This window comes from Streptomyces sp. NPDC002306, assembly GCF_053593435.1.
Window position 1 is genome coordinate 152,799 of sequence record NZ_JBSFCK010000007.1, and the last position, 26,560, is coordinate 179,358.

At 71.0% G+C, this 26,560-nt stretch carries 24 protein-coding genes and 1 tRNA gene; 15 read left to right on the top strand and 10 right to left on the bottom strand.

Features of this window, described 5'->3' with window-relative positions; translation table 11 throughout:
* Window positions 1-247 precede the first annotated feature (247 nt).
* The 6 genes from ACWCQK_RS16505 to ACWCQK_RS16530 all read left to right on the top strand — a co-directional run bounded on the left by ACWCQK_RS16505 (window position 248) and on the right by ACWCQK_RS16530 (window position 4,866).
* Entirely contained in the window at window positions 248-688 is a 441-nt protein-coding gene (locus ACWCQK_RS16505) for a DUF3052 domain-containing protein (RefSeq protein WP_451155836.1), read from the top strand.
* Window positions 689-833: 145 nt separating this feature from the next.
* Window positions 834-1,292 carry a peroxiredoxin gene (locus ACWCQK_RS16510; RefSeq protein ID WP_451155837.1) on the top strand — a complete coding sequence of 153 codons (459 nt, stop codon included), beginning with the start codon at window positions 834-836 and terminating at the stop codon, window positions 1,290-1,292.
* 112 nt (window positions 1,293-1,404) lie between these two features.
* Window positions 1,405-1,980, top strand: coding sequence for a TerD family protein (locus ACWCQK_RS16515; protein ID WP_451155838.1), 576 nt, complete (start codon window positions 1,405-1,407; stop codon window positions 1,978-1,980).
* Between the two features lie 150 nt (window positions 1,981-2,130).
* Entirely contained in the window at window positions 2,131-2,706 is a 576-nt protein-coding gene (locus tag ACWCQK_RS16520; protein ID WP_451155839.1) for a TerD family protein, read from the top strand.
* 169 nt (window positions 2,707-2,875) lie between these two features.
* The gene (locus tag ACWCQK_RS16525) at window positions 2,876-4,021 is read left to right on the top strand and encodes a DUF475 domain-containing protein (RefSeq protein ID WP_451155840.1); all 1,146 of its coding nucleotides are present in this window, start codon (window positions 2,876-2,878) and stop codon (window positions 4,019-4,021) included.
* A gap of 107 nt (window positions 4,022-4,128) precedes the next feature.
* Complete coding sequence (locus tag ACWCQK_RS16530) at window positions 4,129-4,866, top strand: TerD family protein (RefSeq protein WP_451155841.1); 738 nt, start codon at window positions 4,129-4,131, stop codon at window positions 4,864-4,866.
* A 31-nt stretch (window positions 4,867-4,897) separates the two neighbouring features.
* Here the strand turns inward: ACWCQK_RS16530 and ACWCQK_RS16535 are convergent, their stop codons facing one another.
* Complete coding sequence (locus tag ACWCQK_RS16535; protein ID WP_451155842.1) at window positions 4,898-5,698, bottom strand: TerD family protein; 801 nt, start codon at window positions 5,696-5,698, stop codon at window positions 4,898-4,900.
* Window positions 5,699-5,899: 201 nt separating this feature from the next.
* Here ACWCQK_RS16535 and ACWCQK_RS16540 point away from each other — a divergent pair, with 201 nt between their 5' ends.
* The 3 genes from ACWCQK_RS16540 to ACWCQK_RS16550 all read left to right on the top strand — a co-directional run bounded on the left by ACWCQK_RS16540 (window position 5,900) and on the right by ACWCQK_RS16550 (window position 10,440).
* Window positions 5,900-7,066 (top strand): HpcH/HpaI aldolase/citrate lyase family protein, encoded by a 1,167-nt coding sequence (locus tag ACWCQK_RS16540; protein ID WP_451155843.1) that lies wholly within the window; start codon window positions 5,900-5,902, stop codon window positions 7,064-7,066.
* Window positions 7,067-7,162: 96 nt separating this feature from the next.
* On the top strand, window positions 7,163-9,622 hold the full coding sequence (locus ACWCQK_RS16545) for a phosphoribosyltransferase (protein WP_451155844.1): 2,460 nt from the start codon (window positions 7,163-7,165) through the stop codon (window positions 9,620-9,622).
* On the top strand, window positions 9,622-10,440 hold the full coding sequence (locus ACWCQK_RS16550; protein ID WP_451155845.1) for an HAD family hydrolase: 819 nt from the start codon (window positions 9,622-9,624) through the stop codon (window positions 10,438-10,440). Before ACWCQK_RS16545 ends, ACWCQK_RS16550 begins: the two co-directional genes overlap by 1 nt.
* Before the next feature lie 68 nt (window positions 10,441-10,508).
* On the opposite strand, the gene ACWCQK_RS16555 is transcribed toward ACWCQK_RS16550, so the two are convergent.
* Entirely contained in the window at window positions 10,509-10,733 is a 225-nt protein-coding gene (locus tag ACWCQK_RS16555) for an FmdB family zinc ribbon protein (protein WP_451155846.1), read from the bottom strand.
* 408 nt (window positions 10,734-11,141) lie between these two features.
* Between ACWCQK_RS16555 and ACWCQK_RS16560 the strand changes: the two genes are divergently transcribed.
* The 3 genes from ACWCQK_RS16560 (at window position 11,142) to ACWCQK_RS16570 (ending at window position 15,980) form a co-directional block, all read left to right on the top strand.
* Window positions 11,142-13,370, top strand: coding sequence for a transglycosylase domain-containing protein (locus ACWCQK_RS16560; protein ID WP_451156032.1), 2,229 nt, complete (start codon window positions 11,142-11,144; stop codon window positions 13,368-13,370).
* Between the two features lie 48 nt (window positions 13,371-13,418).
* Window positions 13,419-14,690: a hypothetical protein gene (locus tag ACWCQK_RS16565; protein WP_451155847.1), complete on the top strand. Its 1,272-nt coding sequence runs from the start codon at window positions 13,419-13,421 to the stop codon at window positions 14,688-14,690.
* A gap of 132 nt (window positions 14,691-14,822) precedes the next feature.
* Window positions 14,823-15,980 carry an amidase domain-containing protein gene (locus tag ACWCQK_RS16570; protein WP_451155848.1) on the top strand — a complete coding sequence of 386 codons (1,158 nt, stop codon included), beginning with the start codon at window positions 14,823-14,825 and terminating at the stop codon, window positions 15,978-15,980.
* Window positions 15,981-16,042: 62 nt separating this feature from the next.
* Here ACWCQK_RS16570 and ACWCQK_RS16575 read toward each other — a convergent pair whose 3' ends face one another.
* Together ACWCQK_RS16575 and ACWCQK_RS16580 are read right to left on the bottom strand one after the other, a co-directional pair.
* Entirely contained in the window at window positions 16,043-17,425 is a 1,383-nt protein-coding gene (locus ACWCQK_RS16575) for a hypothetical protein (RefSeq protein WP_451155849.1), read from the bottom strand.
* Between the two features lie 73 nt (window positions 17,426-17,498).
* Window positions 17,499-18,275, bottom strand: coding sequence for a DUF4097 family beta strand repeat-containing protein (locus ACWCQK_RS16580; protein ID WP_451155850.1), 777 nt, complete (start codon window positions 18,273-18,275; stop codon window positions 17,499-17,501).
* A gap of 182 nt (window positions 18,276-18,457) precedes the next feature.
* Here ACWCQK_RS16580 and ACWCQK_RS16585 point away from each other — a divergent pair.
* Window positions 18,458-18,532: transfer RNA gene (locus ACWCQK_RS16585), tRNA-Val, on the top strand.
* Window positions 18,533-18,699: 167 nt separating this feature from the next.
* Here ACWCQK_RS16585 and ACWCQK_RS16590 read toward each other — a convergent pair.
* On the bottom strand, window positions 18,700-19,047 hold the full coding sequence (locus ACWCQK_RS16590; RefSeq protein WP_451155851.1) for a hypothetical protein: 348 nt from the start codon (window positions 19,045-19,047) through the stop codon (window positions 18,700-18,702).
* Between the two features lie 163 nt (window positions 19,048-19,210).
* Between ACWCQK_RS16590 and ACWCQK_RS16595 the strand changes: the two genes are divergently transcribed.
* Complete coding sequence (locus ACWCQK_RS16595; protein ID WP_451155852.1) at window positions 19,211-19,441, top strand: DUF2277 domain-containing protein; 231 nt, start codon at window positions 19,211-19,213, stop codon at window positions 19,439-19,441.
* A gap of 36 nt (window positions 19,442-19,477) precedes the next feature.
* Here the strand turns inward: ACWCQK_RS16595 and ACWCQK_RS16600 are convergent, their stop codons facing one another.
* From ACWCQK_RS16600 to ACWCQK_RS16620, 5 genes are all read right to left on the bottom strand, one after another.
* Window positions 19,478-20,092, bottom strand: a complete 615-nt coding sequence (locus tag ACWCQK_RS16600; protein WP_451155853.1) for a DedA family protein — start codon at window positions 20,090-20,092, stop codon at window positions 19,478-19,480.
* 264 nt (window positions 20,093-20,356) lie between these two features.
* The gene (locus ACWCQK_RS16605) at window positions 20,357-20,812 is read right to left on the bottom strand and encodes a DoxX family protein (RefSeq protein WP_451155854.1); all 456 of its coding nucleotides are present in this window, start codon (window positions 20,810-20,812) and stop codon (window positions 20,357-20,359) included.
* A 96-nt stretch (window positions 20,813-20,908) separates the two neighbouring features.
* The gene (locus tag ACWCQK_RS16610; protein ID WP_451155855.1) at window positions 20,909-22,918 is read right to left on the bottom strand and encodes an FAD/NAD(P)-binding protein; all 2,010 of its coding nucleotides are present in this window, start codon (window positions 22,916-22,918) and stop codon (window positions 20,909-20,911) included.
* A gap of 180 nt (window positions 22,919-23,098) precedes the next feature.
* Window positions 23,099-24,739: an alkaline phosphatase D family protein gene (locus tag ACWCQK_RS16615; protein ID WP_451155856.1), complete on the bottom strand. Its 1,641-nt coding sequence runs from the start codon at window positions 24,737-24,739 to the stop codon at window positions 23,099-23,101.
* A gap of 109 nt (window positions 24,740-24,848) precedes the next feature.
* Window positions 24,849-25,493 carry an HNH endonuclease family protein gene (locus tag ACWCQK_RS16620; protein ID WP_451155857.1) on the bottom strand — a complete coding sequence of 215 codons (645 nt, stop codon included), beginning with the start codon at window positions 25,491-25,493 and terminating at the stop codon, window positions 24,849-24,851.
* 400 nt (window positions 25,494-25,893) lie between these two features.
* On the opposite strand from ACWCQK_RS16620, the gene ACWCQK_RS16625 reads away from it, so the two are divergent.
* Window positions 25,894-26,475 (top strand): TMEM165/GDT1 family protein, encoded by a 582-nt coding sequence (locus tag ACWCQK_RS16625; RefSeq protein WP_451155858.1) that lies wholly within the window; start codon window positions 25,894-25,896, stop codon window positions 26,473-26,475.
* Window positions 26,476-26,560 lie beyond the last annotated feature (85 nt).

The window sequence follows — 26,560 nt, forward strand, 5'->3', positions numbered from 1 at the left end:
AACCCGGATCTGCGTCAGCTCTTCCGGATTCCCAAACGGGCAAAGGGGGCACAAGGGTGTGGTGTGGGTCACTCCCGGCCGCGACGGCGTGCCTGGAGTTGGGGCGACACGGCCCGGATCGTCACCGTTTCGGCGGTCTGAACCGCCGGGTACTTGCGCGATCCGTCCCGCCCGTGTGGACTACGGCCAATGCTTCGCGCACGCGCGTGGCTGAGATATTCACCAAGACATGATCAGGAGGCAACCCGTGAGCGCGACCGCGGACCACGCGGAGGAGCGGACGAACCCTGCCGTCAGGCTGGGGTTCCAGCCCGAGCAGGTGGTCCAGGAGATCGGCTACGACGACGACGTAGACCAGGAACTCCGCGAGGCCATTGAAGAAGTAGTCGGCAGCGACCTGGTGGACGAGGACTACGACGACGTAGCCGATGCCGTGGTGCTGTGGTTCCGCGACGAGGACGGCGACCTGACCGATGTCCTGGTGGATGCCACCACGTACATCGAAGAGGGCGGTGCGATCCTGCTTCTCACGCCGAAGACCGGACGTGATGGCTACGTGGAGCCGAGCGACATCTCGGAAGCCGCGACGACGGCGGGGCTGTCGGCCTCCAAGAGCGTCAGCGTGGGCAAGGACTGGATCGGCAGCCGGCTGCTGACCCCGAAGGCGGCCAAGACCAACAAGAAGTAAGCCCACGGTCCCACCCCCCGGACGGGCTGACGGTCAAGGTCAGCCCGTCCGTATCTCCGTCGTGCGTACTGCGTAGGGTGGTCCTCGCGCCGCCGGTGTTCGCGGCGCTCTCACCCGAGCAGCCCACCGGAAGGGAAGCACGACGATGGCGATCCAGGTCGGCGACCAGGCCCCCGACTTCGAGCTCAAGGACAACCACGGCGCGACCGTGCGGCTCTCCGACTTCCGCGGCGAGAAGAACGTGGTCCTGCTCTTCTACCCCTTCGCCTTCACCGGTGTCTGCACCGGTGAGCTGTGCGAGCTGCGTGACAACCTGCCGCAGTTCTCGGACCGCGGCACCGAGCTGCTCGCGGTCTCCAACGACTCCATCCACACCCTGCGCGTCTTCGCCGAGCAGGAGGGCCTGGAGTACCCGCTGCTCTCCGACTTCTGGCCGCACGGCGAGGTCTCGCGCGCCTACGGGGTCTTCGCCGAGGACAAGGGCTGCGCGGTGCGCGGCACCTTCGTCATCGACAAGACGGGCGTCGTCCGCTGGACCGTCGTCAACGGCCTGCCGGACGCGCGCGACCTGAACGAGTACGTCAAGGCGCTCGACACCCTGTGATTGTTCGGTTCCAGGGCCTGCGGTGCGCGGGAACCCGTTACTAGGATCGACTCGTTGATCCGATGCCAGAGCACGATGGGGCTCCCCGCCCCCGGACACCAATGGAGGACTCGTGGGAGTCAGCCTCAGCAAGGGCGGCAACGTTTCGCTGACCAAGGAGGCCCCGGGCCTCACCGCGGTCATCGTCGGTCTGGGGTGGGACGCTCGCTCCACCACCGGCACCGACTTCGACCTGGACGCAAGCGCGCTGCTGCTGAACACCTCGGGCAAGGTGGGCAACGACGCGAACTTCGTCTTCTTCAACAATCTGAAGAGCCCGGACGGTTCGGTCGAGCACACCGGCGACAACCTCACCGGTGAGGGCGAGGGCGACGACGAGCAGGTCAAGGTCAACCTCGCCGGCGTCCCGGCCGACGTCGACAAGATCGTCTTCCCGGTCTCGATCTACGACGCGGAGAACCGCCAGCAGTCCTTCGGGCAGGTGCGCAACGCGTTCATCCGCGTGGTGAACCAGGCCGGCGGCGCCGAGATCGCCCGGTACGACCTGTCCGAGGACGCCTCGACGGAGACCGCCATGGTCTTCGGCGAGCTGTACCGCAACGGCGCGGAGTGGAAGTTCCGCGCCATCGGCCAGGGCTACGCCTCGGGCCTGCGCGGCATCGCGCAGGACTTCGGCGTCAACGTCTGAGCCGTGAGCGTGGTCCGAGGGGCTCCGGGGTACGGGGGAGCTCCGAGGAGTTTCGAGGAGTGACGTCTCGAACCGGCGCCGCACCGTTTACGGGCGGCGCCGGACGTGCAGGACAACCGAAGAAGCACGACCTAGGGGAGGACCAGCATCATGGGCGTCACGCTCGCCAAGGGAGGCAACGTCTCCCTGTCCAAGGCCGCGCCGAACCTCACGCAGGTGATGGTCGGGCTCGGCTGGGACGCACGCTCCACCACCGGAGCCCCCTTCGACCTCGACGCCAGCGCGCTCCTGTGCCGGGACGGACGGGTACTGGGCGACGAGTGGTTCGTGTTCTACAACCAGCTCAAGAGCCCGGACGGCTCGGTGGAGCACACCGGCGACAACCTGACGGGTGAGGGCGACGGCGACGACGAGTCGATCCTCGTGGATCTCTCCAAGGTGCCGGCCCACTGCGACAAGATCGTCTTTCCCGTCTCCATCCACCTGGCCGACGATCGCGGCCAGACCTTCGGCCAGGTCAGCAACGCCTTCATCCGCGTCGTCAACCAGGCGGACGGTCAGGAACTCGCCCGCTACGACCTCAGTGAGGACGCGTCCACGGAGACCGCGATGATCTTCGGCGAGCTGTACCGGTACCAGGGCGAGTGGAAGTTCCGAGCCGTGGGCCAGGGGTACGCGTCGGGTCTGCGGGGCATCGCCATGGACTTCGGCGTCAACGTCTCGTAGTACCCCGTGCGGGCCGTGACCAGGGAATGAGGCTCTGGACCTGCGGCTCTCCGGGCACGTGGGCCCGCCCATGTCGCCCGGAGCGCCGTGCCTCTAGACTTCGGGGTCAATACTTCGTAAAGCCGAGTGCGGCGCGGGGGAGCCCCGTACACACAGGATTGGGTAGCCAGTGCTTCTGAAAACCTTCGGCTGGTCGTTCGCGGTCACCGCGCTCGGCTTGGTCGCAGCGGTCTTCTACGGGGGGTGGGAGGCCTTCGGCATCGTCGCGATCCTCTCCGTTCTCGAGATCTCGCTGTCGTTCGACAACGCGGTGGTCAACGCCGGGATCCTGAAGAAGATGAGTGCCTTCTGGCAGAAGATCTTCCTCACGGTCGGTGTGCTCATCGCCGTCTTCGGCATGCGACTGGTCTTCCCCGTCGTCATCGTCGCGATCAGCGCCAAGATCGGCCCCATCGACGCCGTCGACCTCGCGCTCAACAACAAGGACCGCTACCAGGAACTGGTCACCGACGCCCACCCGGCGATCGCCGCCTTCGGCGGGATGTTCCTTCTCATGATCTTCCTCGACTTCATCTTCGAGGACCGTGACATCCAGTGGCTGCGCTGGATCGAGCGGCCGCTGGCCAAGCTCGGCAAGGTCGACATGCTGTCGGTCTGCATCGCGCTGGTCGTCCTGCTGGTCACCGCCTTCACCTTCGCGACCCACGCCCACCAGCACGGCGGCGCGCATGTCGACAAGGCCCAGACGGTACTGATCGCCGGTATCGCCGGCCTGATCACCTACATGGTCGTCGGCGGACTCTCCGGCTACTTCGAGGACAAACTCGAAGAGGAGGAGGAGCGTGAGCACGAGGCGGAGGAGGAAGCCGAGCGGACCGGCAAGAAGAAGCCGCCCATCGTCCTCGCGGGCCAGGCCGCGTTCTTCATGTTCCTCTACCTCGAGGTCCTGGACGCGTCCTTCTCCTTCGACGGCGTGATCGGCGCCTTCGCCATCACCAACGACATCGTCCTGATGGCTCTCGGCCTCGGTATCGGCGCGATGTACGTCCGGTCGCTCACGGTCTACCTGGTCCGCCAGGGCACCCTCGACGACTACGTCTACCTGGAGCACGGCGCCCACTACGCGATCGGCGCGCTCGCCGTGATCCTCATGATCACCATCCAGTACCAGATCAACGAGGTCATCACCGGTCTCGTCGGCGTCGTCCTGATCGGCTGGTCCTTCTGGTCCTCCGTGCGCCGCAACCGGGCACTGGCGGCGGCCGAGGGAAAAGCGGGCTCGGACGAGAAGGCTGAAGTCTCGTCCGGGGTGTGATCACCAGCTGAGCGAGGAACGCTCTGTGCGGGGCGGCCGACGAGGACGAGTCCTCCGGCCGTCCCGCCGGTCTGTCCAGTGCGCGTGAAGGTGGGGGTGGGGCGGGTATGGGGCTCTTCGACGGGCTGTGGCGCGGGCGGGAGCTCGACTTCGACTCGGGCAGCGCGGCGAGCAACGCCATCGAGCTGACCAAACGGCACCACCAGGTCTCCCTCACCAAACAGGGCGCGGCCACCGGCAACCTGCGCATCAACCTGACCTGGCGGATGCGGACCTCCGACATCGGCGGCACCCAGCGCGAGAGCCTGCTGCGGCACCCCTTCAAGGCGCTCAGGCCCCCGGAGGTCATCGGCCACAGCCAGAGCATGGTCAACGTCGACCTCGACCTGGGCTGCCTCTACGAGCTCAAGGACGGCACCAAGGGCGTCGTCCAGCCGCTCGGCGGCTATCTCGGCGACGTCAACGCGCCGCCGTACGTGAAACTCAGCGGTGACGACCGCTTCGGCTCGGCGTCCGGCGAGACGGTCTACGTCAACCTCGACCACCGGGACGACATCAAACGCCTCCTGGTGTTCGTGTACATCTACGACCAGACGCCCGCCTTCGACCGCACCCATGCCATCGTCACCCTGTACCCGAGCAACGGCCCGCGCATCGAGATAGGCCTGGACGAACGCCATCCCCAGGCCCGTTCCTGCGCGGTCGTGATGATAGAGAACGTCAAGGACGAGCTCATCGTCCGCCGTGAGGTGAAGTTCGTGTACGGCTTCCAAGCGGAACTCGACCGGCTGTACGGGTGGGGGCTGCAGTGGGGCCGGGGCTACAAGACGAAGGTCGAGGGCTGACGCCCCCGACCCGTCGGCTCCGGGGCGGTGGTCAGCGGCCGACGAACTGCGGGCCCTGCGGCGGCAGCCGGAACTCCGAGGCCGGGGCCGCGGGCACCGGCTGCGGATAGCCGTACGCGGGCTGGCCGGCCGGCTGCGGGTACCCGTAGGCGGGCTGGGTCGCCACCGGCGGCTGCGGATAGCCGTACGCGGGCTGGGCGGGCACGGCGTTCGGCTGCCGCTCGGGGGGCAGCGGCTGGGCCGTGGTGGGCGGCGGGGGCTGGGCGGCCTGCGCCTCCTGCGCCGCCTCCGCCTCGTCCACCGAGATGCCGAAGTCGGTCGCGAGACCCTTCAGCCCGTTCGAGTAGCCCTCGCCGAGCGCCCGGAACTTCCAGCCGTCCCCGCGCCGGTAGAGCTCGCCGCAGATCAGCGCGGTCTCCTCGCCCGTCTCCGGCTTGATGTCGAAGTACGCCAGCGGTTCGCTCTCGGTGACCGAGGCGTCGTACAGCAGGATGCGCAGCGACCGTACGCGATCGAACGTGACGCCGTCCGCCGAAGCGACCAGCAGAATCTGGCCGACCCCGGGCTCGACACCGACGAGATCTGTCTGGATCGTATCGGTGAGGCCCTCGGCGACCCGCTTCTTGCCGAGCCGCCAGACCTTCCCGGAGGGGTGCCGGGGCTGGTTGTAGAAAACGAAGTCCTCGTCGGAGCGCACCCGGCCGTCGAGGCCGAGGAGCAGCGCGGAGGCGTCGACGTCCGGGACCCCCTGCCCGGTCGTCCAGCGCAGCACGGCGCGCACCGTCGTGGCCTCGACCGGGACGTTCGACCCCTTCAGCATCGCGTGCGTCATACGGTCATCCTGCCCTCTCGGTCCTGATCACGACAATGCGGGGGCGAACCCGGACACGGTGACCCACTGTGTTTGCCTGCGTTACCTGAACTTCATGCCCGGCGGGAACCTCTGACATGGATCCTTACGTACTATTACCGGCCACCCATAGACACACGCCACCGGCTTATTCGCCACGTTCCGTCACCACGGGGGAGCTCAATGCGTCATTTCGGGCACATCGCCCCTGAGGTACGGCAGCGCCTCTTCCACCAGGAGCCGTGCGAGTTCACCGCGGACTCCCCGGCCCGGCTGCTCTCCGCGGCGCTCGGCGCCACCCTCTACAGCCCGGCCACCCGGCCCCAGCTCGCCGACGACATCGTCAAGCAGGCCGGTCGCGGCGTGGTCTCGATGGTGCTGTGCCTGGAGGACTCGATCGACGACGCGGACGTCGAGCACGGCGAGGAGAACCTGGTCCGCCAGTTCGCCGACCTGGACGCCCGCGCCGGCACCGGTCTCCCGCTGCTGTTCATCCGGGTCCGCACCCCCGAGCAGATCCCCGACCTGGTCCGCCGGCTCGGCCCCACCGTCCGGCGGCTGTCCGGCTTCGTCATGCCGAAGTTCACCGAGGAACGCGGCATGCCGTTCCTGGAGGCCCTCTCCACCGCGGAGACGGCGAGCGGCCGGCGCCTGTTCGCGATGCCGGTGCTGGAGTCGCCCGAGCTGCTGTACCGCGAGTCGCGGGTCGAGACCCTGGAAGGCATCGCCCGCGCGGTCGACAAGTACCGCGACCGGGTGCTCGCGCTGCGTCTCGGCGTGACCGACTTCTGCTCCTCCTACGGCCTGCGCCGGGCCCCCGACATGACGGCGTACGACGTCCAGATCGTCGCCTCCGTGATCTCCGACGTGGTGAACATGCTGGGCCGCGCCGACGGCACCGGCTTCACGGTGACCGGCCCGGTGTGGGAGTACTTCCGTGTCCCCGAGCGCATGTTCAAGCCGATGCTGCGGCACAGCCCCTTCATGGAAGGACAGGTCGTCGAGCTGCGCGAGATACTGATAGAGCACGCCATGGACGGACTGCTGCGGGAGATCTCCCTGGACCATGCCAACGGCCTGCTCGGCAAGACCTGCATCCACCCCTCCCACGTGCCGGCCGTGCACGCGCTGTCCGTCGTCAGCCACGAGGAGTTCAGCGACGCGGCGGACATCCTGCGGCCCGAGCGCGGCGGCGGGGGAGTTCTGAGGTCGGCGTACACGAACAAGATGAACGAGGTGAAGCCGCACCGCGCCTGGGCCGAGCGGACCATGCTGCGCGCGCAGGTCTTCGGCGTCGCGCACGAGGACGTCAGCTTCGTCGACCTGCTGGCCGCCGGCATCCCGGGCTGAACCGCCGTACCGGCCGCAGCGGCCGCGCTCAGGGGAGCCGGCCGAACCGGCCGCTCCCGAGGGAACCGGCTAGATCCGGCTACACACAAGGGACGTATGAACAAGGCAGTGAACGACGGGGTCTGGTCCGGTGCCTGGGTCGCGCAGCGGCTCGGGATCGAACTCGTGGGCGACGGCAAACTGACCGACCTGGTGGGGCTGGCGCTGCGCCGCAACCCCAAGCGGGCCCATCTGCTCGTGTCGAACGTGCTGGGCAAGCACGTGCCGCAGTCGCCGTCCGTGGTCTACGGCTACGGCTACGCCCTCGGCCGCCGGGTACGCGACCTGCTCGGCGCCGAGGAGGCGGCCGAGGCGATCGTCCTCGGCTACGCGGAGACCGCCACCGGCCTCGGCCACTCCGTCGCCGACGGACTGGGCGCCGCTCCCTGTCTGCACTCCACCCGCCGCCCGGTCGCCGGCGTAGCCACCGCGGGCGGCTTCGAGGAGTCCCACTCGCACGCCACCTCCCACCTGCTGCTGCCCGAGGACCCGGCCCTGCTGGTCGGCGGCGGCCCGCTGGTGCTCGTCGACGACGAGTTCTCCACCGGCAACACGATCCTCAACACCATCAGGGACCTGCACGAGCGTTATCCGCGCGAGCGGTACGTCGTCGTCGCGCTCGTCGACATGCGCTCGGCGGCCGACGCGGGCCGCCTGGCGGAACTCGCGCGGGAGCTCGGCGCCCGGGTGGACCTGGTGGCGGCCGCCTCCGGGACCGTCCGGCTGCCGGAGGGCGTGCTGGAGAAGGGCCAGGAACTGGTCGCGCGGTACGAGTCCGCCGCCCTCCCCGCCCAGCGCCCGCAGGGCCGTGTCGAACGCGTCGAGCTGTGCTGGCCGCGCGGTCTGCCCGACGGCGGCCGGCACGGCTTCACGGCCCGGCACCGCATGCGCCTGGAGTCCGCGCTGCCCGCCATGGCGGCCCGGCTCGCCGAGGCGATACCCGACGACGCCCGGCGCGTCCTCGTCCTCGGCTTCGAGGAGCTGATGTACGCACCGCTGCGGCTGGCCCGCGAGCTCGAACAGGTCGTGGCCGCCGAGGTGCGCTACTCCACCACCACCCGCTCGCCGGTCCTCGCCGTCGACGACCCCGGCTACGCGATACGCAGCCGGCTGGTCTTCCCCGCCCACGACGACCCGGCCGACGGCCCCGGCGAGCGCTACGCCTACAACGTCGCCGGAGCCGGTTTCGACGCGGTCGTGGCGGTCGTGGACTCGGTCGCCGACACGGCCGCGCTGCACGCCCCCGACGGCCTCCTGGCCCGGCTCGCCGAGCACGCCCCGCACGTCCTGCTCGCGGTCGTGCCCTCGTACGTCCCCGAACCGCTGTACGCAGCCGCCTTGCCGGAAGAGAGACCCGCCATGCTGCCCGAGCCCCTCCGCGGCCCCGCCTTCTCCTCGTACGCGCCGGAGGAGGTCGGCTGGCTGCTCCAGGACCTCTCGGACGTGACGCTGGAGGCGCCGACCGAGGAGCGCGAGGAGGCCATCCAGAGCGGCGGCGCGCACTACGCCGAGTCGCTGCCGGTGGAGTACCAGCCGAGCGAGCAGTACCAGGAGCTGTTCCACACGGCCCTCGGCATCTCGGCCGACCGCATCGCCCACGCCGTCGGCGTGGTCACCGAGACCGTGATCGCGGAGCGCTCGCCGCGCCCGGTGCTGGTCTCGCTCGCCCGCGCGGGCACACCGGTCGGCGTGCTGATGCGCCGCTGGGCCCAGTACCGGCACGGCCTCGACCTGCCGCACTACGCCGTGTCGATCGTGCGCGGCCGGGGCATCGACGTCAACGCGCTGCGCTGGCTGGCCGCCCACCACGACCCGTCCGACGTGGTCTTCGTCGACGGCTGGACCGGCAAGGGCGCCATCACCCGGGAACTCGCCGACGCCCTGCGGGAGTTCGAGGAGGCCGAGGGCGTCTCGGGCTTCGACCCGGAGATCGCGGTCCTGGCCGACCCGGGCTCGTGCGTGCGGACGTACGGCACCCGGGAGGACTTCCTCATCCCCTCCGCGTGCCTCAACTCGACCGTGTCGGGGCTCATCTCGCGGACCGTGCTGCGCGCGGACCTGGTGGGCCCGCACGACTTCCACGGCGCGAAGTTCTACCGCGAACTCGCCGGTACGGACGTGTCGGTGGACTTCCTCGACGCGATCGCCGCGCGCTTCGGCGAGGTCGTGGACACGGTGGACGCGGCCGTCAAGGAACTGCTGGCCGCCGACCGCACCCCGACCTGGGAGGGCTGGGCGGCCGTCGAGCGGATCAGCGAGGAGTACGGCATCCACGACGTGAACCTGGTCAAGCCCGGTGTCGGCGAGACCACTCGGGTGCTGCTGCGCCGGGTGCCGTGGAAGATCCTCGCCCGGGCCGGCGCGGGTGCCGACCTCGACCACGTCCGCCTGCTGGCCGAGCAGCGCGGGGTGCCCGTCGAGGAGGTCGGTGAACTGCCCTACACCTGCGTGGGCCTGATCCACCCGAAGTTCACGCGCGGGGCGACCGGCGCCGACGGCAAGGCGGTGACGGTCTGATGCCGGTGCTGGTGGCGAGCGACCTCGACCGTACGCTCATCTACTCCGCGGGGGCCCTGGCGCTGACTATGCCCGACGCGCGGGCCCCGCGGCTGCTGTGCGTGGAGGTGCACGAGAGCAGGCCGCTGTCGTACCTGACGGAGACGGCGGCCGGGCTGCTCACGGAACTCGGCGACGCGGCGGTCTTCGTGCCGACCACGACCCGCACCCGCAAGCAGTACCTGCGCATCAACCTGCCGGGCCCGGCGCCCACTTACGCGATCTGCGCCAACGGCGGCCATCTGCTGGTGGACGGCGTGACCGACGAGGACTGGCACGCGCGGGTGACCGCGCGGCTGGCCGACGAGTGCGCGCCGCTGGCCGAGGTGGAGGAGCATCTGACCCGCACGGCGGACCCGGCCTGGCTGCGCAAGCAGCGCATCGCCGAGGACCTGTTCGTCTATCTGGTCGTGGAACGTGAGCTCCTGCCCGAGGAGTGGGTGAAGGAGCTCGCGGCCTGGGCGGAGAACCTCGGCTGGACGGTGTCGCTCCAGGGCCGCAAGATCTACGCCGTGCCGAAGCCGCTCACCAAGGGCGCGGCCGTGCGGGAGGTCGCCCGCCGCACCGGCGCCGACCTGACCCTCGCGGCCGGCGACTCGCTGCTGGACGCGGACCTGCTGCTGGCCGCGGACCAGGGCTGGCGGCCGGGGCACGGTGAGCTGGCCGACGCCGACTGGACGGCACCCGGCATCACCGCGCTGCCCGAACGGGGCGTGCTGGCGGGCGAGCGCATCCTGCGCGAGTTCCTGCGCGTGTCACGCCCCCAGCAGCACCCCTAGGTGCCTGCCCGCGAGGGCCCTCCGGCGGCCGGCAGCCGCGCGGCACCCCGAGGGCCCTCCCGCGGCCGTCAGCCGCAGCAGCCGCCGCCGCAGCACCCGCCGCCGCCCCCGCCGCCCGTCCCGGGCGCGGGGGCGGACGCGGTGGCCGAGCCGCCCACCGCGACCGTTGAGAGCAACTTCACTGTGTCGTCGTGTCCGGCCGGGCAGCTTGCCGGCGCGGAGGACTCGGCCATCGGACGACTGAGTTCGAACGTGTCGCCGCAGGTCCGGCAGCGGTATTCGTAGCGAGGCATGTGCTCAGGCTAACGGCCGCGACCGATAACGTGAGCTCTAAATTTTGCTATGCGATCGCTTCTGTCGGTTTCTTGTGCGGAGAAATTGCAAAGATCGCTGGTAATTTGGCAGAGCCGCGATGAGCCGCGGGGCCCCGGCCCTGGTCCGGCAACAGCGACACAGGGGGATCTCAGCCGCGTACGCGGCAGCTGTGTCGGCCCGCGCGAGCACCATGGAGTGCGGAGGGAGACGCAGTCGTGACCGAGGAGGGGCAGGGCGCCGAGGCCCAGGGGGACGGTCGGCGTCACGGTCGCCGTGCCGTGCCGAAACGTTCCCGTCACCGCGCGGAGGAGGAGGCTCCGGCCCAGGAGCCGCCACCGTCGGACGAGACCATGCAGCTCCGGTTCGAGCCGCCGTCGGACGAGACCATGCAGCTCAGGTTCGAGCCGCCGCCACCGGCGGACGCCACCATGGAACTGCGGGTCGTCCAGCTGTCCGAGCTGCCCGACCGGTCCGTCGCCGACGAGGACCAGCCGGCCGCCGCGTCCGCCACCCGTCCCGGCCGTCTCGGCCCCCTCGTCGCCGCGGCGGCGCCCGTTCTGGCCGCACTGGCCCGGTTCCTGGCCCCCGTCACCCGCCGACTGGCGCCCTACGCCGACCGCCTGGCCCCGTACGTCCACCGGCTGGCGCCCTACGCCCGCAAGCTCAGGCCGCAGTACCCGCGCCCCGGCCGCACCGACTGGCGCCGCTGGATACCCACCTGGCGGCAGTCGGCGGGCGCGGTGCTGTCCGCCGTGGGACTGTCCGGCGCCTTCCTCGTCGTCGCCTACGCCGCCACCGACATCCCGCAGAACCTGAACAGCTACGCCACCCAGCAGGACAACGTCTTCTTCTGGTCCGACGGGACGCCCATGGCCCGGACCGGCTGGGTGCAGCGGCAGGACATGCCCCTGAAGGACATACCCCAGGACGTGCGCTGGGCCGTGGTGGCGGCGGAGAACGCCAGCTTCTACTCCGACCCGGGCATATCCGTCTCCGGCCTCGGCCGCGCCCTGTGGCGCACGGTCGGCTCCGGAGACACCCAGGGCGGCTCCACCATCACGCAGCAGTACGTCAAGAACGTCTACCTGAACCAGAACCAGACGGTCAGCCGCAAGTTCACCGAAGCGATGATCTCCCTCAAGCTCGACAACCGGATGAGCAAGGACAAGATCCTCGAGGGCTACCTCAACACCAGCTGGTTCGGCCGCGGCACCTACGGCATCCAGCGCGCCGCCCAGGCCTACTACGGCAAGGAGGTCGGCGATCTCGACGTCAGCGAAGCCGCCTTCCTGGCCTCCCTGCTCAAGGGCGCGGGCCTGTACGACCCGACGCTCAGCCAGGCCAACCACGCGCGCGCCGTGGAGCGCTGGAACTGGATCCTCGACCGCATGGTGGACATCGGCAAGCTGTCGCCCACCGAGCGGGCCTCGTACAAGAAGTTCCCCGAGCCGCTGAAGCGGTCCCCGTCCTTCGACACCGGCAAGCAGAGCGACTACCTGGTGGAGCTGGCCCAGCAGTACGCCAAGAAGGCCGCCGGCATCTCGGACAAGGACTTCGACCTCGGCGGCTACCAGATCTACACCACCTTCGACCGCAAGCGGGAGACCTCGCTCACGGACGCCGTCGTCAAGGCCCGCAAGGAGGCCAAGGAGGACGACCCCGGCGCCGCGAGGACCGCACACTACGGCGCGTCCTCGATCGCCTCCGACGGCCGGATCCTCGCCGTCTACGGCGGCCCCGACCACCGTACGCAGGGCTACAACGAGTCCAACGCCACCACGGTCCCGGCCGGTTCGGCCTTCACGCCCTTCGTCTACGCCGCCGGTCTCGAACACGGCGTCCGCAAGACCCGTGACGGCGCCGTGAGCACGGTGACCGGGGAGTCGCTCTACGACGGCGACGACGGCGTGCCCGTCTCCACGCCGGAGGGGCCCTACTGGGACCGCAGCGGCAAGAAGGTCGCCGCCCACAACGACGGCCAGAAGTCCTACGGGCAGATCAGCCTGCACCAGGCGCTCGCCAACTCCGTCAACACCCCGTTCATGCAACTCGGCATGGACACCGGCCTCGACACCGTGCGCGGCACCGCCGAGGCGGCCGGACTGCTGTCCTCCAGCTTCGGCGCACAGGTGCCCGCGCTGTCCCTGGGCAACTCCACGCCCAGCGCGATCCGCATGGCGAGCGCGTACGGCACCTTCGCCGCCGAGGGCAGACACGTCGAGCCGTACTCGGTGAGCCGGATCACCCGCAACGGCTCCAAGGTCCCGCTGAAGAAGCCCGCGTCCCGGCGCGCGGTGACGGCGAAGGTGGCCGAGGAGGTCCACTCCGCACTGGCGGACGCCTTCCGCACGGCCCATCCGACGGCGGCGGGCACCACGGCCGGCACACCCGCGGCCACCGCCTCCGACCAGGTGGCCGGAAAGATCGGCACCACCCAGGACGACACCGCCCTCTGGTTCGTCGGCACGGCCAGGTCCGTGTCGACCGCGGTCGTGGTCTACCGCATAGATCTGGCCAAGAGTCTCCAACCACTGCCCCTGAAGGGAATCGCGGGCACGGCCGACGACAGCGTCCCGTACGACATCTGGTCGGGCGCCATGAGCCCACTCGGCTGACCCCCGCACCGGGCACCCGCACCCCACCCCACGGAGAATGAGCCGCACATGAAGTCACCGTCCGGCCGCCGGCGCGCAGGCCGCGCACCGCGCCGCACCCCACGTCCGGGGTTCCTGACCCTGGCGGTCCTCCTGGTCGCGGCGTCCCTGGTCGCGGGCTACCTGGTCCTGACCCGCTCGGACAGCACCGCCCCGACGGCGTCCTCCGGGGGCAAGGGGGCCACGCCCAAGTCGAGCGAGTCCCCGTGGGACGGCAGGACCAAGGTGCTCGGGGACGGCTCCACCTCCTACACCGGCCCGCAGAGCGGCGAGTTGAAGGCGGTCCCGCTCAAACCGGGTGAGAAGCCGCCCCAGTTCGTCGTGTTCTCCTGGGACGGCGCCCTCCAGGGCGACGACGAGCTCTTCTCGCACTACCGGGAGCTGGCCAAGGAGTACGACGCCCACATGACCTTCTTCCTCACGGGCATCTACCTGCTGCCCAAGAGCAAGAAGGACCTCTACAACCCCCCGCAGCACCCCCGGGGTTCGGCCGCGATCAGTTTCCCCACCGACGAGCACATCCGCACCACGCTGGAACAGCTCGGCAAGGCCTGGGAGGACGGGAACGAGATCGGCACCCACTTCAACGGCCACTTCTGCGAGGCCAAGGGCGGCGGCGAGTGGAGCGTCGACGAGTGGAAGAGCGAGATCGACCAGTTCTTCGACTTCGTGGAGAACTGGAAGACCAACACCGGCTACACCGACATCGCGCCGCTGCCCTTCGACTTCAAGAAGGAGGTCACCGGCGGCCGCGCCCCCTGCCTGGAGGGCCAGGCGAACCTGCTGAAGGCCATCAAGGGCTACGGCTGGAAGTACGACGCCAGCTCCGCCGGCGACTTCCAGATATGGCCCACGAAGAAGAAGGGCATCTGGGACTTCCCGCTCCAGATGCTCCCGTACGAGGGCGGCAAGTACCAGGGCCTGTCCATGGACTTCAACTTCCTCTACAACCAGTCCGAGGGCGAGACCCAGGGCGACGCGGCCAAGTTCCCCGAGTGGGAGGAGGAGACCGTCGGCTCCTACATGGCCGGCTTCAACCGCGTGTACTACGGCAGCCGGGCACCGCTGTTCATCGGCAACCACTTCGAGGACTGGAACGGGGGCATCTACATGAAGTCCATCGACCAGGTCATCAAGAACGTGTGCACCAAGAAGGGCGTCAAGTGCGTGTCCTTCAAGGAGTTGGCCGCCTGGATGGACGTGCAGAAGCCCGAGACCCTGGAGCGGCTGCGCAGTCTGGACCCTGCCCAGTCACCGGACTGGTCGACGGTGGTGAAGTGACCGGGCGACCGGTGAAGTAACCAAACCTCTACCGCATCCCCCTTCACACGACACACACACGGCGTGCGAAGATTCCGTTCCCGGCGTCCCCAGTGCCGGGGTAGAGGGGAAACATCAGTGAAGTCAAGGAAATTGAGCCGTACGCGCCGCCGCGCGACCATACTCGGGGCGGCCGCCGCATCGGTCGTCGCCGGTGTGGCACTGCTGCCCAACTGGAGCGCGGGCGCCGCCGTCGTCGACGACCCCACGGTGGACGCCAAGACGAAGGCCACCTTCCAGCGGCTGGCGGACGCGGTCTTCACCGACCGCACCGACGCCCTGGTCACCGGCGGTCAGAGCAACCGCGCGAAGCCGCTGACGCAGGGCTTCTCCGGGGACGTCCAGGTGTCCTCGGGCGTGTCCCGCAGTGAGGACACCGCGCTGTCCACGCTGGACCAGCGCAAGGGCCGGCTCGCGAAGGCCGGCGAGAAGTACAGCGAGGCCGGTACCACGGTCACGCTGGACGCCACGAACGTGAAGGGCCGCAAGGCCAAGGTCGCGGTCACCGAGACGACGACCCTGACCTACGCCAAGGTCCGCGGCGACGAGCCGAGGACCACCGGTTTCCAGGCCCACCACGAGCTGACGTTCACCGCCGACCAGCAGGGCACCTGGCGGCTGACCGACATCAAGGACACCGACGCGGGCCTCGCGGTCAACACGGTGGCCAAGCCCTCCGTCAAGGCCGCCAAGGCCGACGACACCATGCCGTCGGCCCCCCGTGCGGCGACCACGTACCCCGCCGCTGCGAAGCCCAAGACCCTCACCGGCGGGGCCCTGGACTACAAGGCCATGGCCACGTACGCGGAGAAGTACTGGAACAAGTACAACACCGCCTACCCGGACTACAACGGGCACGGTGCCGGCGGCGACTGCACCAACTTCGTCAGCCAGTCCCTGAAGGCCGGCGGCTGGAAGCACGTCCCCGGCTACGTGTACGACTACACCAAGTGGTTCGGCACCGCGGACATCCAGTCGGACTCGTTCGTCGGCGTCAACGAGTGGTCCTGGTTCGCGCAGAACTCCAAGCGGACCACGAGCCTCGCCAACGTCTACCAGCTGGAGGTCGGCGACGTCCTCCAGATGGACTTCGACAAGGACGGGTCCAAGGACCACACGATGATCGTCACGTACAAGAGCCCGCAGGGCGTGCCGTACGTGACGTACCACTCCAACAACACCTACCGTCGCTCGGTGGCGAGCCTCGTCGCGTCGTACCCGAACGCGGCGTACTACGCCTACCGCACCTGATCGGTACGGACCGCCCTGCGGCAGGGTCGCGTGGACCCTGTCGCACGGGCGGTCCGGGGTGTTCAGTTCCCCGCGCCGCGCTCCTCGCGGATCTGCGAGACCACCCCTGCCACCGTCCGCCGTACCGCTTCCGTCTCCGTCAGGAAGTGCCAGTAGTCGGGGTGGCGGCTCTCCAGCGTGCCGATCGCGCGCTCCAGTCGGGCCACCGACTCGTCCAGCGGCCGTGCCTGCCGCGGGTCCGGCGTCGAACGCCCCGCCATGGCCAGCCGCTGCGCGTCCCGGATCGCGAACCGGGTCCGGTCGATCTCCTGCCGCGGGTCCTTCTGCACGGCGTTCAGCCGGGTCAGCCGGTCACCGGCGGCCGACACCGCCTCGTCGGTGGTGTTGAGCAGCGCCCGCGCCGTCGACAGCAGCGCGGTGGCGTCCGGCCAGCGCTGCGCGTCCCGCGCGGTCTGCGCCTGGGCCAGCTTCAGCTCGGCTTGCCGTACGTTCTCCCCGGCCTGCTCCGGCACCTGCTGGAGGTCCTGCCAGCACGCGGCCGAGAACCGCCGCCGCAGCTCGCTGAGCACCGGGTCGACCTGCCCGGCCCGGGTGGTGAGCGCCTGGGCCCGGGTGCGCAGCGACACCAGCCGGTGGTCGATCTCGGCTGCCTTCTCCGGCAGTCGCCCGGCCTCCGCGCGGATCGCCTCGGCCTCCCGGGACACCCGCTCGGCCCGCTCCAGCGTCTGCGGGACGCCGTGCTGTCCGGCCCCCTGGTTCAGCCGGGTCAGCTCCGGGCCGAGGGCGGCGAGCCGGGCGGCCAGGTCGTCCGCCCGCAGTCCGGCCTCCCGGGCGCCGTCCAGGGCGTTCGACGCGCCCAGCAGCCCCTGCCGGGCCCGCTCCACGGCGGGCGCGAGCCGGGCCAGCTGGGTCTCGGCCTTGCCCAGCAGCGGCCCGAGGCCGTCCGTGAACCGGTCCAGCTCCCGCTTGACACGGTCGAGTTCGTCCTTGGCCCGGGTGAAGTCGGTGCGGGCGCGGCCGGCGGCGGCCGCCTCCAGGTCGTCGCGGTCGAGGTCGTGCGCGTCGACGGCGTCGATGTACTGGCGGCTGGCCTCGTCGATCCGGCCGCCGATCGCCTCGAAGTCGGCGACCGAGCGCCGGGCGGCGGGGGTGGCGTCGACGGCTGTGATCGTCTCGATGGAGATCCGCAGATCGCGCTGGGCGGTGTCCAGCTCGTAGAACGCGGCGGCGGCCGCGTCCTTCGCGGCCTGCGCCTCGGCCCGCTGGCTCTCCGACCGCCCGCCGAACCAGCGCCGGGTGCCGCCGCCGGCGAAGGCGGCGGGCATCGCGAGCGCCACGACGAGCGGCAGACCCAGCAGGGTCAGCGTGTCCCGCAGCGCGCGCCGCGCGGGAGGGGGCGCCCCCGGCACCGACGGCGAGTACGGCTTTCCTGGTGTCGCCGTCACATCCCTCTCCCGTGCTGTGATCCGCCCTGCCCGGTTCATTCTCCCACCGGTTAGGGACGAACACACGGGCCGGTCAGTTCGCGATGCGGACCGTGACTTTCCCGTCGCCGGTGTGGGCGGACACGACATGGGGGCTGTCGTCGGCCCGGGGCACCGAGACGTCCACCGCGCCGTCCCCCGTCTCGGTGGTCACGCGGTAGGTGGCCCGGGGCAGCGCGACGGTGACGGACCCGTCGCCGCTGCGGGTCTCCACCAGGTCCGGTACGGCGCCGAGTTCGAGCCGGATCGAGCCGTCGCCGCTGTGCGCGCTCACCCGCCGCGAGGTGACGTCGGCCCGTACGGATCCGTCGCCCGAGCGCAGCTCCAGCGGCCCGGTGGAGTCGCTGACGTGCACGGACCCGTCGCCCGTACGGATGCTCAGCGCGTCCTCGAACCCGCGCGCCCGCACGCTGCCGTCCCCGTCCTCGACCCGCACCGCCACTCCGCGCGGCACCTCGATCCGGTGCTTGGCCGCGCAGTCGGCCACGACGCCGGTGCACTTCATCCGCAGCACCAGCCGGTCGTCCTTCATGGACCAGGTCACCTCGGGGTCCCCGCCGATGGCCACGGATCCCTGGAACCACCGGGTGACCGCTATCCGGCCCGCCGGGTTCGTGTCCGCGGCGACGATCTCCAGCGCCGAGTCGTCGGAGTCGACGGTCAGCGTGCGGCCGTGCAGGGCGAACGACCGGTGGTCGGGGTCCTTGTCGTCCCCCGCGGAGGCTCCGCAGCCGGCGGCGGTGGCGACGACGACCACGACGGCACCGGCGGCGAGGGCCGCGCGGGCGGTGGCGGGAACGGTACGGCTCATGGTGATCTCCCCCTGACGGACGCCGGGCCGATGCCGACCCGGACGACTACGACCGTACGGACCGGCGCGCCGCCGGGGGATCCGGCGCACTCCCGGATCGCGGGTGGGGGTAGCCCCCGTACCGGCCCGGATTCGCGTTTGCGGGACAGTGCCCCGGGCAATGTAGGCTGTCGACTCGTCCTGGGTGCGTAGCTCAGGGGTAGAGCGCCTGCCTTACAAGCAGGATGTCGGCGGTTCGAAACCGTCCGCGCCCACCAGGACCGGCGTACGCGTCGGAGCGAGGGCCCCCGCAGTGATCGCGGGGGCCCTTCGCGTTGCCCGGAGGCGTTGTTCCGCGCGTTCCGTGGTGTCGGCGGCGTGTGTTCCGGTCGTCCAGGGGTGCCTGTTCCGGCGAGGGTGAGTCGTCCCGTTCGGGCCGGGCGCGCTACTCGCCGTCGTCCCCGGCGGGCATCTCGTGCGCGTGCTTGAGCCGGGTGCGGGCCTCCATCCGGTCCGCGGCGCCGACCTCCGCCCAGAACCGGTGACCGCTCACGAACACCGCCAGCTCGTGTTCGCGCTGCCGGAGCTTCTCCACCTCGGCCTGCTCGTCCGCCGTCCAGCCCGGCGAAGCGGGGCGCTCCACCCGGCGCCAGCCGTTGTCGTCGCTGAAGCCGTCCAGCGGCTCGACCGACCAGGGGAGCCGTTTCAGCAGGGCCGACAGCTCGGCCCGGACCTGATGCAGCTCCTCCTGGCCGGAGCGGAGGTCACTGGGGAAGTCATAGGTCGTAGCCACGCGGCAATGCTACGCCTGTTCGATTTTGCGGTGCGAGTTTCCACCGGAGGTTCATGCGAACGAGTGTTCCGAACAAGAGTTCTATTGAGGGGCTGTGATCCGAGGGCCGGGCAGGGTGCCGGACCCCCTGTCGGGCCGGTGCCCGGGGGGTCACACTGGAGACATGTGCCGCAGCATCAAGACACTTCGCCCGCCGGTGTTGCCCGAGGAGGCCACGGAGGAGGAGATCCGCGCCGCCGCCCTCCAGTACGTGCGCAAGATCTCCGGATTCCGTGCTCCCGCCGCCCACAACCAGGAGGTGTTCGAGCGTGCCGTCGACGTGATCGCGCAGGCCACGGCCGACCTCCTGGACGGCCTGGAGATCCGGGGACAGGCGGCCCGGCAGCCGGGCTGAGCTCCCCGGGTCAGGTCCCGGAGGCGGCTTTCCCGGTCAGGCCGCCGGTCGGCGGCGCATCACGTACGCGGCTCCCGCGCCCGCCCCGAACAACGCCAGGACGGACACGCCGGTGGCCAGCCAGGTGGCGCCCAGCCAGTGGGCGCCGAGGTAGCCGAGGGCCACGCTGTAGACGGCCCAGGAGAGGCCCGCCAGCGCGGACCAGGGCAGGAAGTCGCGGGCCCGGCGGTGGGCGGCGCCCGCGCCGAGAGAGACGACCGAGCGTCCGGCGGGGGCGAAGCGGGCCAGCACGACCAGGGCCCCGCCGCCCCGGGCGAGGGCCGCGCCGAGACGTTCCTGCGCGGTACGCAGCCGACGCGAGCGGGCGATCGCGCGGTCCAGCCGCTCGCCGCCCAGCCAGGCCAGCCGGTAGGCCGCCAGGTCGCCGACGACCGAGGCGGTGGCGGCCGACAGGATGAGGAACAGGATGTCGGGGACCTGGCCCGGTACCTGTCCGGCCGCGGCACCCGAGCCCGCGGCCGCCGCCGTGGCGGCCGTGATGACCAGGACGCCGCTCGGCAGCACCGGTACGAACACGTCGAGGAGGACCGACACGGCGACCATGGCGTAGATCCATGGACTGCCCGTCAGCGCCCCCACATCCTCCAGCACTGCTACTCCCGCGTTACTCCCCCGTGGCCGTGCATACCGCGACGTCGCGAGGGAGCGGCAGGGGCGGCCATTGACAGCCATAGAGCGTACGCCTGGGGTGTGACACGGGATTCACGGGGGGCGCCGGTGCTCGGCGCGGAGCCTTCACCGCAGAGCCTTCACCGCAGAGCCCTCACCCGGTCGGGGGCGGGTGGGTGGCGTGCCGGTTGGCGGCGCCGGTTCCGGAGCCGGGGGCGGAGCCGGAACCGGCGCCCGCGCGGGGGATCAGGCGGTGACCGGCGCCGGTTCCGGAGCCCGCTCGCCCCGTGTCGCCGTGCGGCGCACCAGGAGCCGGTCCAGGCCGAAGGCGCCGGAACCGGTGAAGACGAGCAGCAGGAACGCCCAGCAGAACATCGCCGACGGCTCGCCGCCGTTCTGGATCGGCCACAGGGCGTGCTCCTGGTGCACGTGGAAGTAGGCGTACGCCATGGAGCCGGAGGAGACGAACGCGGCGGCGCGGGTGCCCAGGCCGAGCAGGACCAGGGTGCCGCCGATGAGCTGGATGACGGCCGCGTACCAGCCGGGCCAGGCGCCGGCGTCGAGCGTGCCGCCGTCGGTGCCCGCGGCACCGCCGAGGATGCCGAACAGCGAGGCGGCGCCGTGCGCGGCGAAGAGCAGGCCGACGACCATGCGGAAGAAGCCGAGGACGTATGGCTGGGCATGGTTGAGGCGAGCGGACATGTGGGGGGTGCTCCTTCGGTTGCGGACGGGCCGATCCGAAGCCGGACCGGCCGGTGGGGGCGGCGGTACCGAACGAGCGACCCAGGTTAGGAGCACCTAATTCGTGCTTGCAAGTTCAACATTTGGCCACGCGGCCGGTTCCGTTTCCGCCTCCGTTTCCGCCTCCGCTTCTGTCCCCGTTTCTGTCTCCCTTTCTGCCCTTTCCGCCCTTTCCCTCTCCTCCCTCTCCGTCTCCGCTCCCGCGGTGCGGAGGACCGCTCTGGCCACCGCGTCGGCATCCGAGAGCGTGACCGAATCCACCCCCGGTCTGGCGCCCGCCGCGGTCACCCAGTGCACACCCTCCGTGGGCACTCCGAAGGCGAACCTCCGCTCGTGCGGGCGGCCCTGGCGGTCGATCAGCCGGTAAGGGCGCCGGGTCACGTCCAGTCCGCCCGTCTCGTAGCCGTCGACCGTGTGCGGACGGCACCCCCCGGTCCTCAGCAGCCGGGCGAGCAGGTCGTCGCCCGTGCGGCGCAGGTCCGGTTCCGGGAGCCGGGCCTCCACGAGGGTGGTCACCCGCACCGCCGATCCCGGCACGTCGGGGGAGTGCGCCAGCCAGGCCCCGTCCGCGCGGCGCACCTGGAGCCGGGGTCCGAGCACCTCGACGACGCCCGCTTCCAGCAGGGCCGCGAGCTCCTCGACGCGGCGCCGGGGCGGGCCGATGGACAGGAAGGCGTTGAGCGGGGTGTACCAGTGGTCGAGGTGATCCCGTCGTGAGGCGCCGGCCAGCCCGCCGTGGTCGACGATCAGCCGGAGCTCGTTGCGCAGGTCCCGCAGCACGTCCAGGGCCGCCTTCAGCGGGCCGCGCACATTGCCCAGGGCGGCCTGCTCGGCGTCCTCGCCCAGATACGACAGCAGCCAGTCGCGCCACTGCCCGGGGTGTGCGAAGTCCCGTTCCGTATACGGCCGCGACACCCGGCTCCAGGACCAGCGGTCGGCACCCGGCACGCCGAACTCGTCCAGCAGCAGGACCTCTTCGGGGGCGCCGGGCGGCAGAGCGAGGAAGCGTTCGGTGACGTCGGGGTGGCGGTGCCGCAGCAGCGCGGTGTAGTAGACCGTCTCCACCTCCTTCGCCACCAACGGCCATATCTCCGTCAGGAAGTCGGGCGCCTCGCCCGAGTCCGCGCGCTTGCGGAAGCCCGCGACGACCTCCGGCGTGAGCACCAGCGGGAGGTGCCGGCCGTACGGGCCCTTGGCGTTGTCGCCGCGCGCCTGGTACGGGACGCCGCGCCGGGATCCCGCGTACAGGCGCGGCTCGCGGCCGGAGGGCAGATAGCGCAGCCGCCCGTCGCGGACGAAGCGGCCGCCCCGGCCGGTCGTCAACAGGGCCATGTGGTCGAAGAAGTTGAGCCCCAGGCCGCGCAGCAGCACCGGTTCGCCGGGAGCGAGCGCGTCGAGATCGACGTCGGCCGGGTTGGCGGGCGGTATGTGACGCAGGCCGTGTCGTTCGGCGTACGACGCCAGGCGTCGGCGCGAGTCGTCCGTGGCCGTCGGCAGATGGCCCTGGGTGAGGACCACGGCCGACAGGCCGGGCAGGACCACGCCGTTGTCGAGGGTCAGCCGCTGACGGCCGTCGGAGCAGTCGTCGAGCCGTACGGCGCGTGCCCGGTGCGTCCGCACCCGCACGGTCTCCGGCGCCTCGCGCGCCACCTTCGCGAACACCCACTCCAGATAACGGCCGTAGGTGGCGCGGGTCGGGTACTCGTCCGGGCCCAGCGAGCCGTCCGCCCACTCGTACAGGCTCGGACCCGGGCGGACCGGGCCCGAGCAGTCCAGGCTGTCGTCGGTGAAGAGCGTGACCTGACAAGCCACGGTGTTCATCAGCAGCTCGGCGGACTGCGCGGTGCGCCAGACGCGGCCCGGGCCGGGCGGCGCCGGGTCGACGACGTGCACCGTCAGCCGGACGCCGGGTGACAACAGCTCGGGGGCGGAGGCGCAGAGGCGTTCCAGGACGCTGGTGCCGCGGGGGCCTGCCCCGACCAGGGCCACGGAGAGCGATGTCACGGCCGGACCGGCGGCGTCCTCCGCGTTCGGTGCGGGCGACGGGGGCGGGTTCGGCGCGGACATGGGGAACAAAAGGGTAACTCCCGGGCGTGTGGGGCGCAGATGGAGCAGACCGCCCGAGGGAAGCGGACGGTCCGCCTCATCATGCCGTCGCGTGCCGCGGAAGCCAACGCGTGCCCCACTCACCCCGGCCGCCCCGCACGCCCCGCGCGGGCAGGTGCCCCGGCCGCGCCCGGCCGCCTCTCAGGTGAGGGTCAGGGCGGACTCCTTCACGGTCCTCAACTCCCCGCCCGGCTGTGCCTGGTCCAGCCGCAGCACCGCCGAACGCCCGCGCAGCGTCAGCGTCATCAGCTGGTTGCCGAACCACGGGCCGCCGGTCTTGCGCCAGTCGACGGACGGGCGCGCGCAGCGGCCGTGCCGGGCGAGACGACGGCCGAGCAGCCGCGCGACGGCGCTCCAGCCGAAGCGGAAGCCCACCCGTATGGACAGCGGGATCGAGTTGTGGACGGGGGAGCAGGTCAGTTGCAGCACCCTGGCGTCCGGTCCGGCCCCCGGGGCCCACGACGGCTCGGCGACATACGCGTGATGCACGTCTCCGGACAGCACGAGCACCGTCGCCGGCGCCTCCGTCCCGGAACCGGCCTCGGCGATCAGCTCGGCCAGCTCCTCGAAGGACGCCGGGAACGCCGCCCAGTGCTCCAGGTCGGCGCCCTGCCGCAGCCGCTCCCCGAACCGGGCCCAGCGCTCGCCGCGTTCGCCCCGGCACAGTGCCGCGTCCCACGCCTCGGCGTCGTGCACCAGATGCGGCAGCAGCCAGGGCAGGGAGGTGCCGATGAGGAGGTGGTCGCAGGACCCTGGCGCGTCCAGCGCCTGGGCCCGCAGCCACCGCGCCTCGCCGGGGTCGAGCATCGCGCGCTCGCCCTCCTCCAGGACGCGGGCGGCCCGGCTGTCCACCATCAGCAGCCGTACCCGGCCGAAGTCGCGCCGGTAGCTCCAGCGCACGGAGGCCGGGTCGGCGTCGGCGCGGGTGGCGAAGTCGCGCAGGACGTCGGTGCCGTCGGGGGTGTCGCGGACGGCCGCGTACAGGGCGTCGGAGGCGAGTTCGGCCGGGGACAGGTTGCCCAGGTGCTGGTGCACCCAGTACGACATCAGACCGCTGACCACCCGCTCCTGCCACCAGCAGGTGGTCCGCATGCCGGCGAGCCAGGCGGCGGAGGTGTTCCAGTCGTCGATGACGTCGTGGTCGTCGAAGATCATGCAGCTGGGCACGGTGGACAGGAGCCAGCGCACCTCGGGGTCGAGCCAGGACTCGTAGTAGAGCCGGGTGTACTCCTCGTAGTCCGCGACCTCGGCGCCCGGGGCCTCCCGCAGATCGCGGCGGGCGGCCAGCCAGCGGCGGGTGGCGGCGGAGGTCTCGTCGGCGTACACCTGGTCGCCCAACAGCACCAGCACGTCGGGCCGTTCGCCGTCCGGGTGGGCGGCGATCCGGGCCGCCAGGCTGTCCAGGGCGTCGGGGCCGGCCGGGTCGTGCTCGTCGGCGGCCGGCGCCGCCCAGCGGCAGGAGCCGAAGGCGACCCGTACGTCGTCCCCGGTGTCGGGGGAGCGGATGACCGAGGGCGGGAAGGGGGAGCCGGGCAGCGGCCACACGGGTGTGCCGTCGAGGAACACCTCGTACGACGGCGAACCGCCCGGTGTGAGCCCGGTCACCGGCACCAGGGCGTAGTGGTGACCCGCGACCTGGAAGGTGCGGGCGCTGCCGCCCGCGCCGTCCGCGCCGTCCGCGCAGCGCACCTCGGCGGCGCACGGACGGCTCGCCTCGATCCAGACGGTCGCCGACGAGCCGTCGGCGTACCTCAGCAGTGGTCCCAGGCGTAGTTCCGCCACGGTGATCGCCCTCCTCCGTCGCCCCGTACGGTACGGAACGACGGGGGTGAACGGGGAGGGTCCGGCGCGGACCGGATGGACCGCGCGGACCCGGCGGACCGACTCGGCCTCAGCAGCCGCTGAGGACCGAGCTCAGCTTGGTCTTCTCGGCGGAGTCGACCTTGAGGTTGTAGTAGTACTTCACCTGGACCCAGGCACGGACGTAGGTGCAGGCGTACGCGCTGCGCGAGGGCATCCACTCGGCCGGGTCCTTGTCGCCCTTGGACTGGTTCACGTTGTCCGTGACGGCGAGCAGCTGCGGACGGGTCACGTCGTTGGCGAAGGACTGCCGCTGGGCGGTGGTCCAGGCGCTCGCGCCGGAGTCCCAGGCCTCGGCCAGCGGGACGAGGTGGTCGATGTCGACGTCGGAGGCGGCGGTCCAGGTGGCGCCGTCGTAGACGGAGTACCAGCTGCCGCCGGTGGCGACGCACGCGGAGTCGGTGGTGACGTTGGAACCGTCCCGCTTGAGGATGTACTCACGGGTGTTGCAGGTTCCGCTGATGGTGATCCAGGTGGGGAAGAGGTCCCGGTTGTAGCCGGTACGGTTCTCGGTCGCCACGGTGAGCGAGGCGAGGTAGGTGCGGGCGGTGGCGGCGCTGACCGGTGTGGGGAGGGCGGCGGAGGCGGTCGGGGAGTTGAAAAGTCCGACCGAGGCTATGAGGCCGGTGAGTGCGGCCAGTACGCTGACCTGTCGACGCGCGTAGAACTTCGGCATGCGAACTCCCTTGGGGCGTGGGGGTGTTGGAGTGCGAGCGAGGGAATGCTCGCGGCGCCGCATTGCGGGGGGATGTGCGCCGGGTAAGAAGCTAATGACGTGTACATGACACAACAAGGGGTGCGGAGGGACTTTCGGCCCTCGGGGCGCGCCGGGGAGTCGCGTACTATGGATGGCGCAGAAGGGGAGTAGCTCTTCGCCGGACCGTCGACATACTGCTCAGCTCGTCTGAGCCGGCGCCCGGAGGCGGACCTCGTTCACGGGGTCGGCCAGCGAGACCTTCGGCAAGCAGCGCAGGCCCGTGCCCGACGGCACGGGAGCCGTGTGCTGCCGTGCCGAGGTGTCGCGAAACGCAGCGTGCAGCACTCTCGGTGGGGCAGCCCCGACCGATTGAGGGATTTTGATCAGCATCACCGTGACGGCGCTCGTCTTCGGCGTCGTCTTCCTGGCCGAACTGCCGGACAAGACCGCGCTCGCCGGCCTCGTCCTCGGCACCCGCTACCGCGCCTCGTACGTCTTCGCCGGTGTCGCGGCCGCGTTCGCGCTGCATGTCGCGCTCGCCGTCGCGGCGGGCAGCGTGCTGACGCTGCTGCCCCAGCAGATCGTGCACGCGGTCACGGGCGTGCTCTTCCTCGGTGGTGCCGCGGTGCTGCTGATGAAGAAGGACGACGGCGACGAGGAGATCCGCAAGCCGCGCGACCAGTCCTTCTGGAAGGTCGCCGGGGCCGGGTTCATGCTCATCCTGGTCGCCGAGTTCGGCGACCTCACCCAGATCATGACGGCGAACCTCGCGGCGCGCTACGACGACCCGCTCTCCGTCGGTCTCGGCGCGGTGCTCGCGCTCTGGGCGGTCGCCGGGCTCGGGATCGTCGGCGGAAAGGCGCTGATGAAGCGGGTTCCGCTGGGGCTCATCACCAAGATCGCGGCGCTGCTCATGCTGGCTCTGGGGGCATGGAGCCTGTGGGAGGCGGTCGCCGCCTGACCGTCCGCGCGAGCTGAACGGTGAGTGAACGCTTCGCGGGGCGGTGGCGCGATAGCGGATCCGTTTTGTACCGTAGGGAAACAAA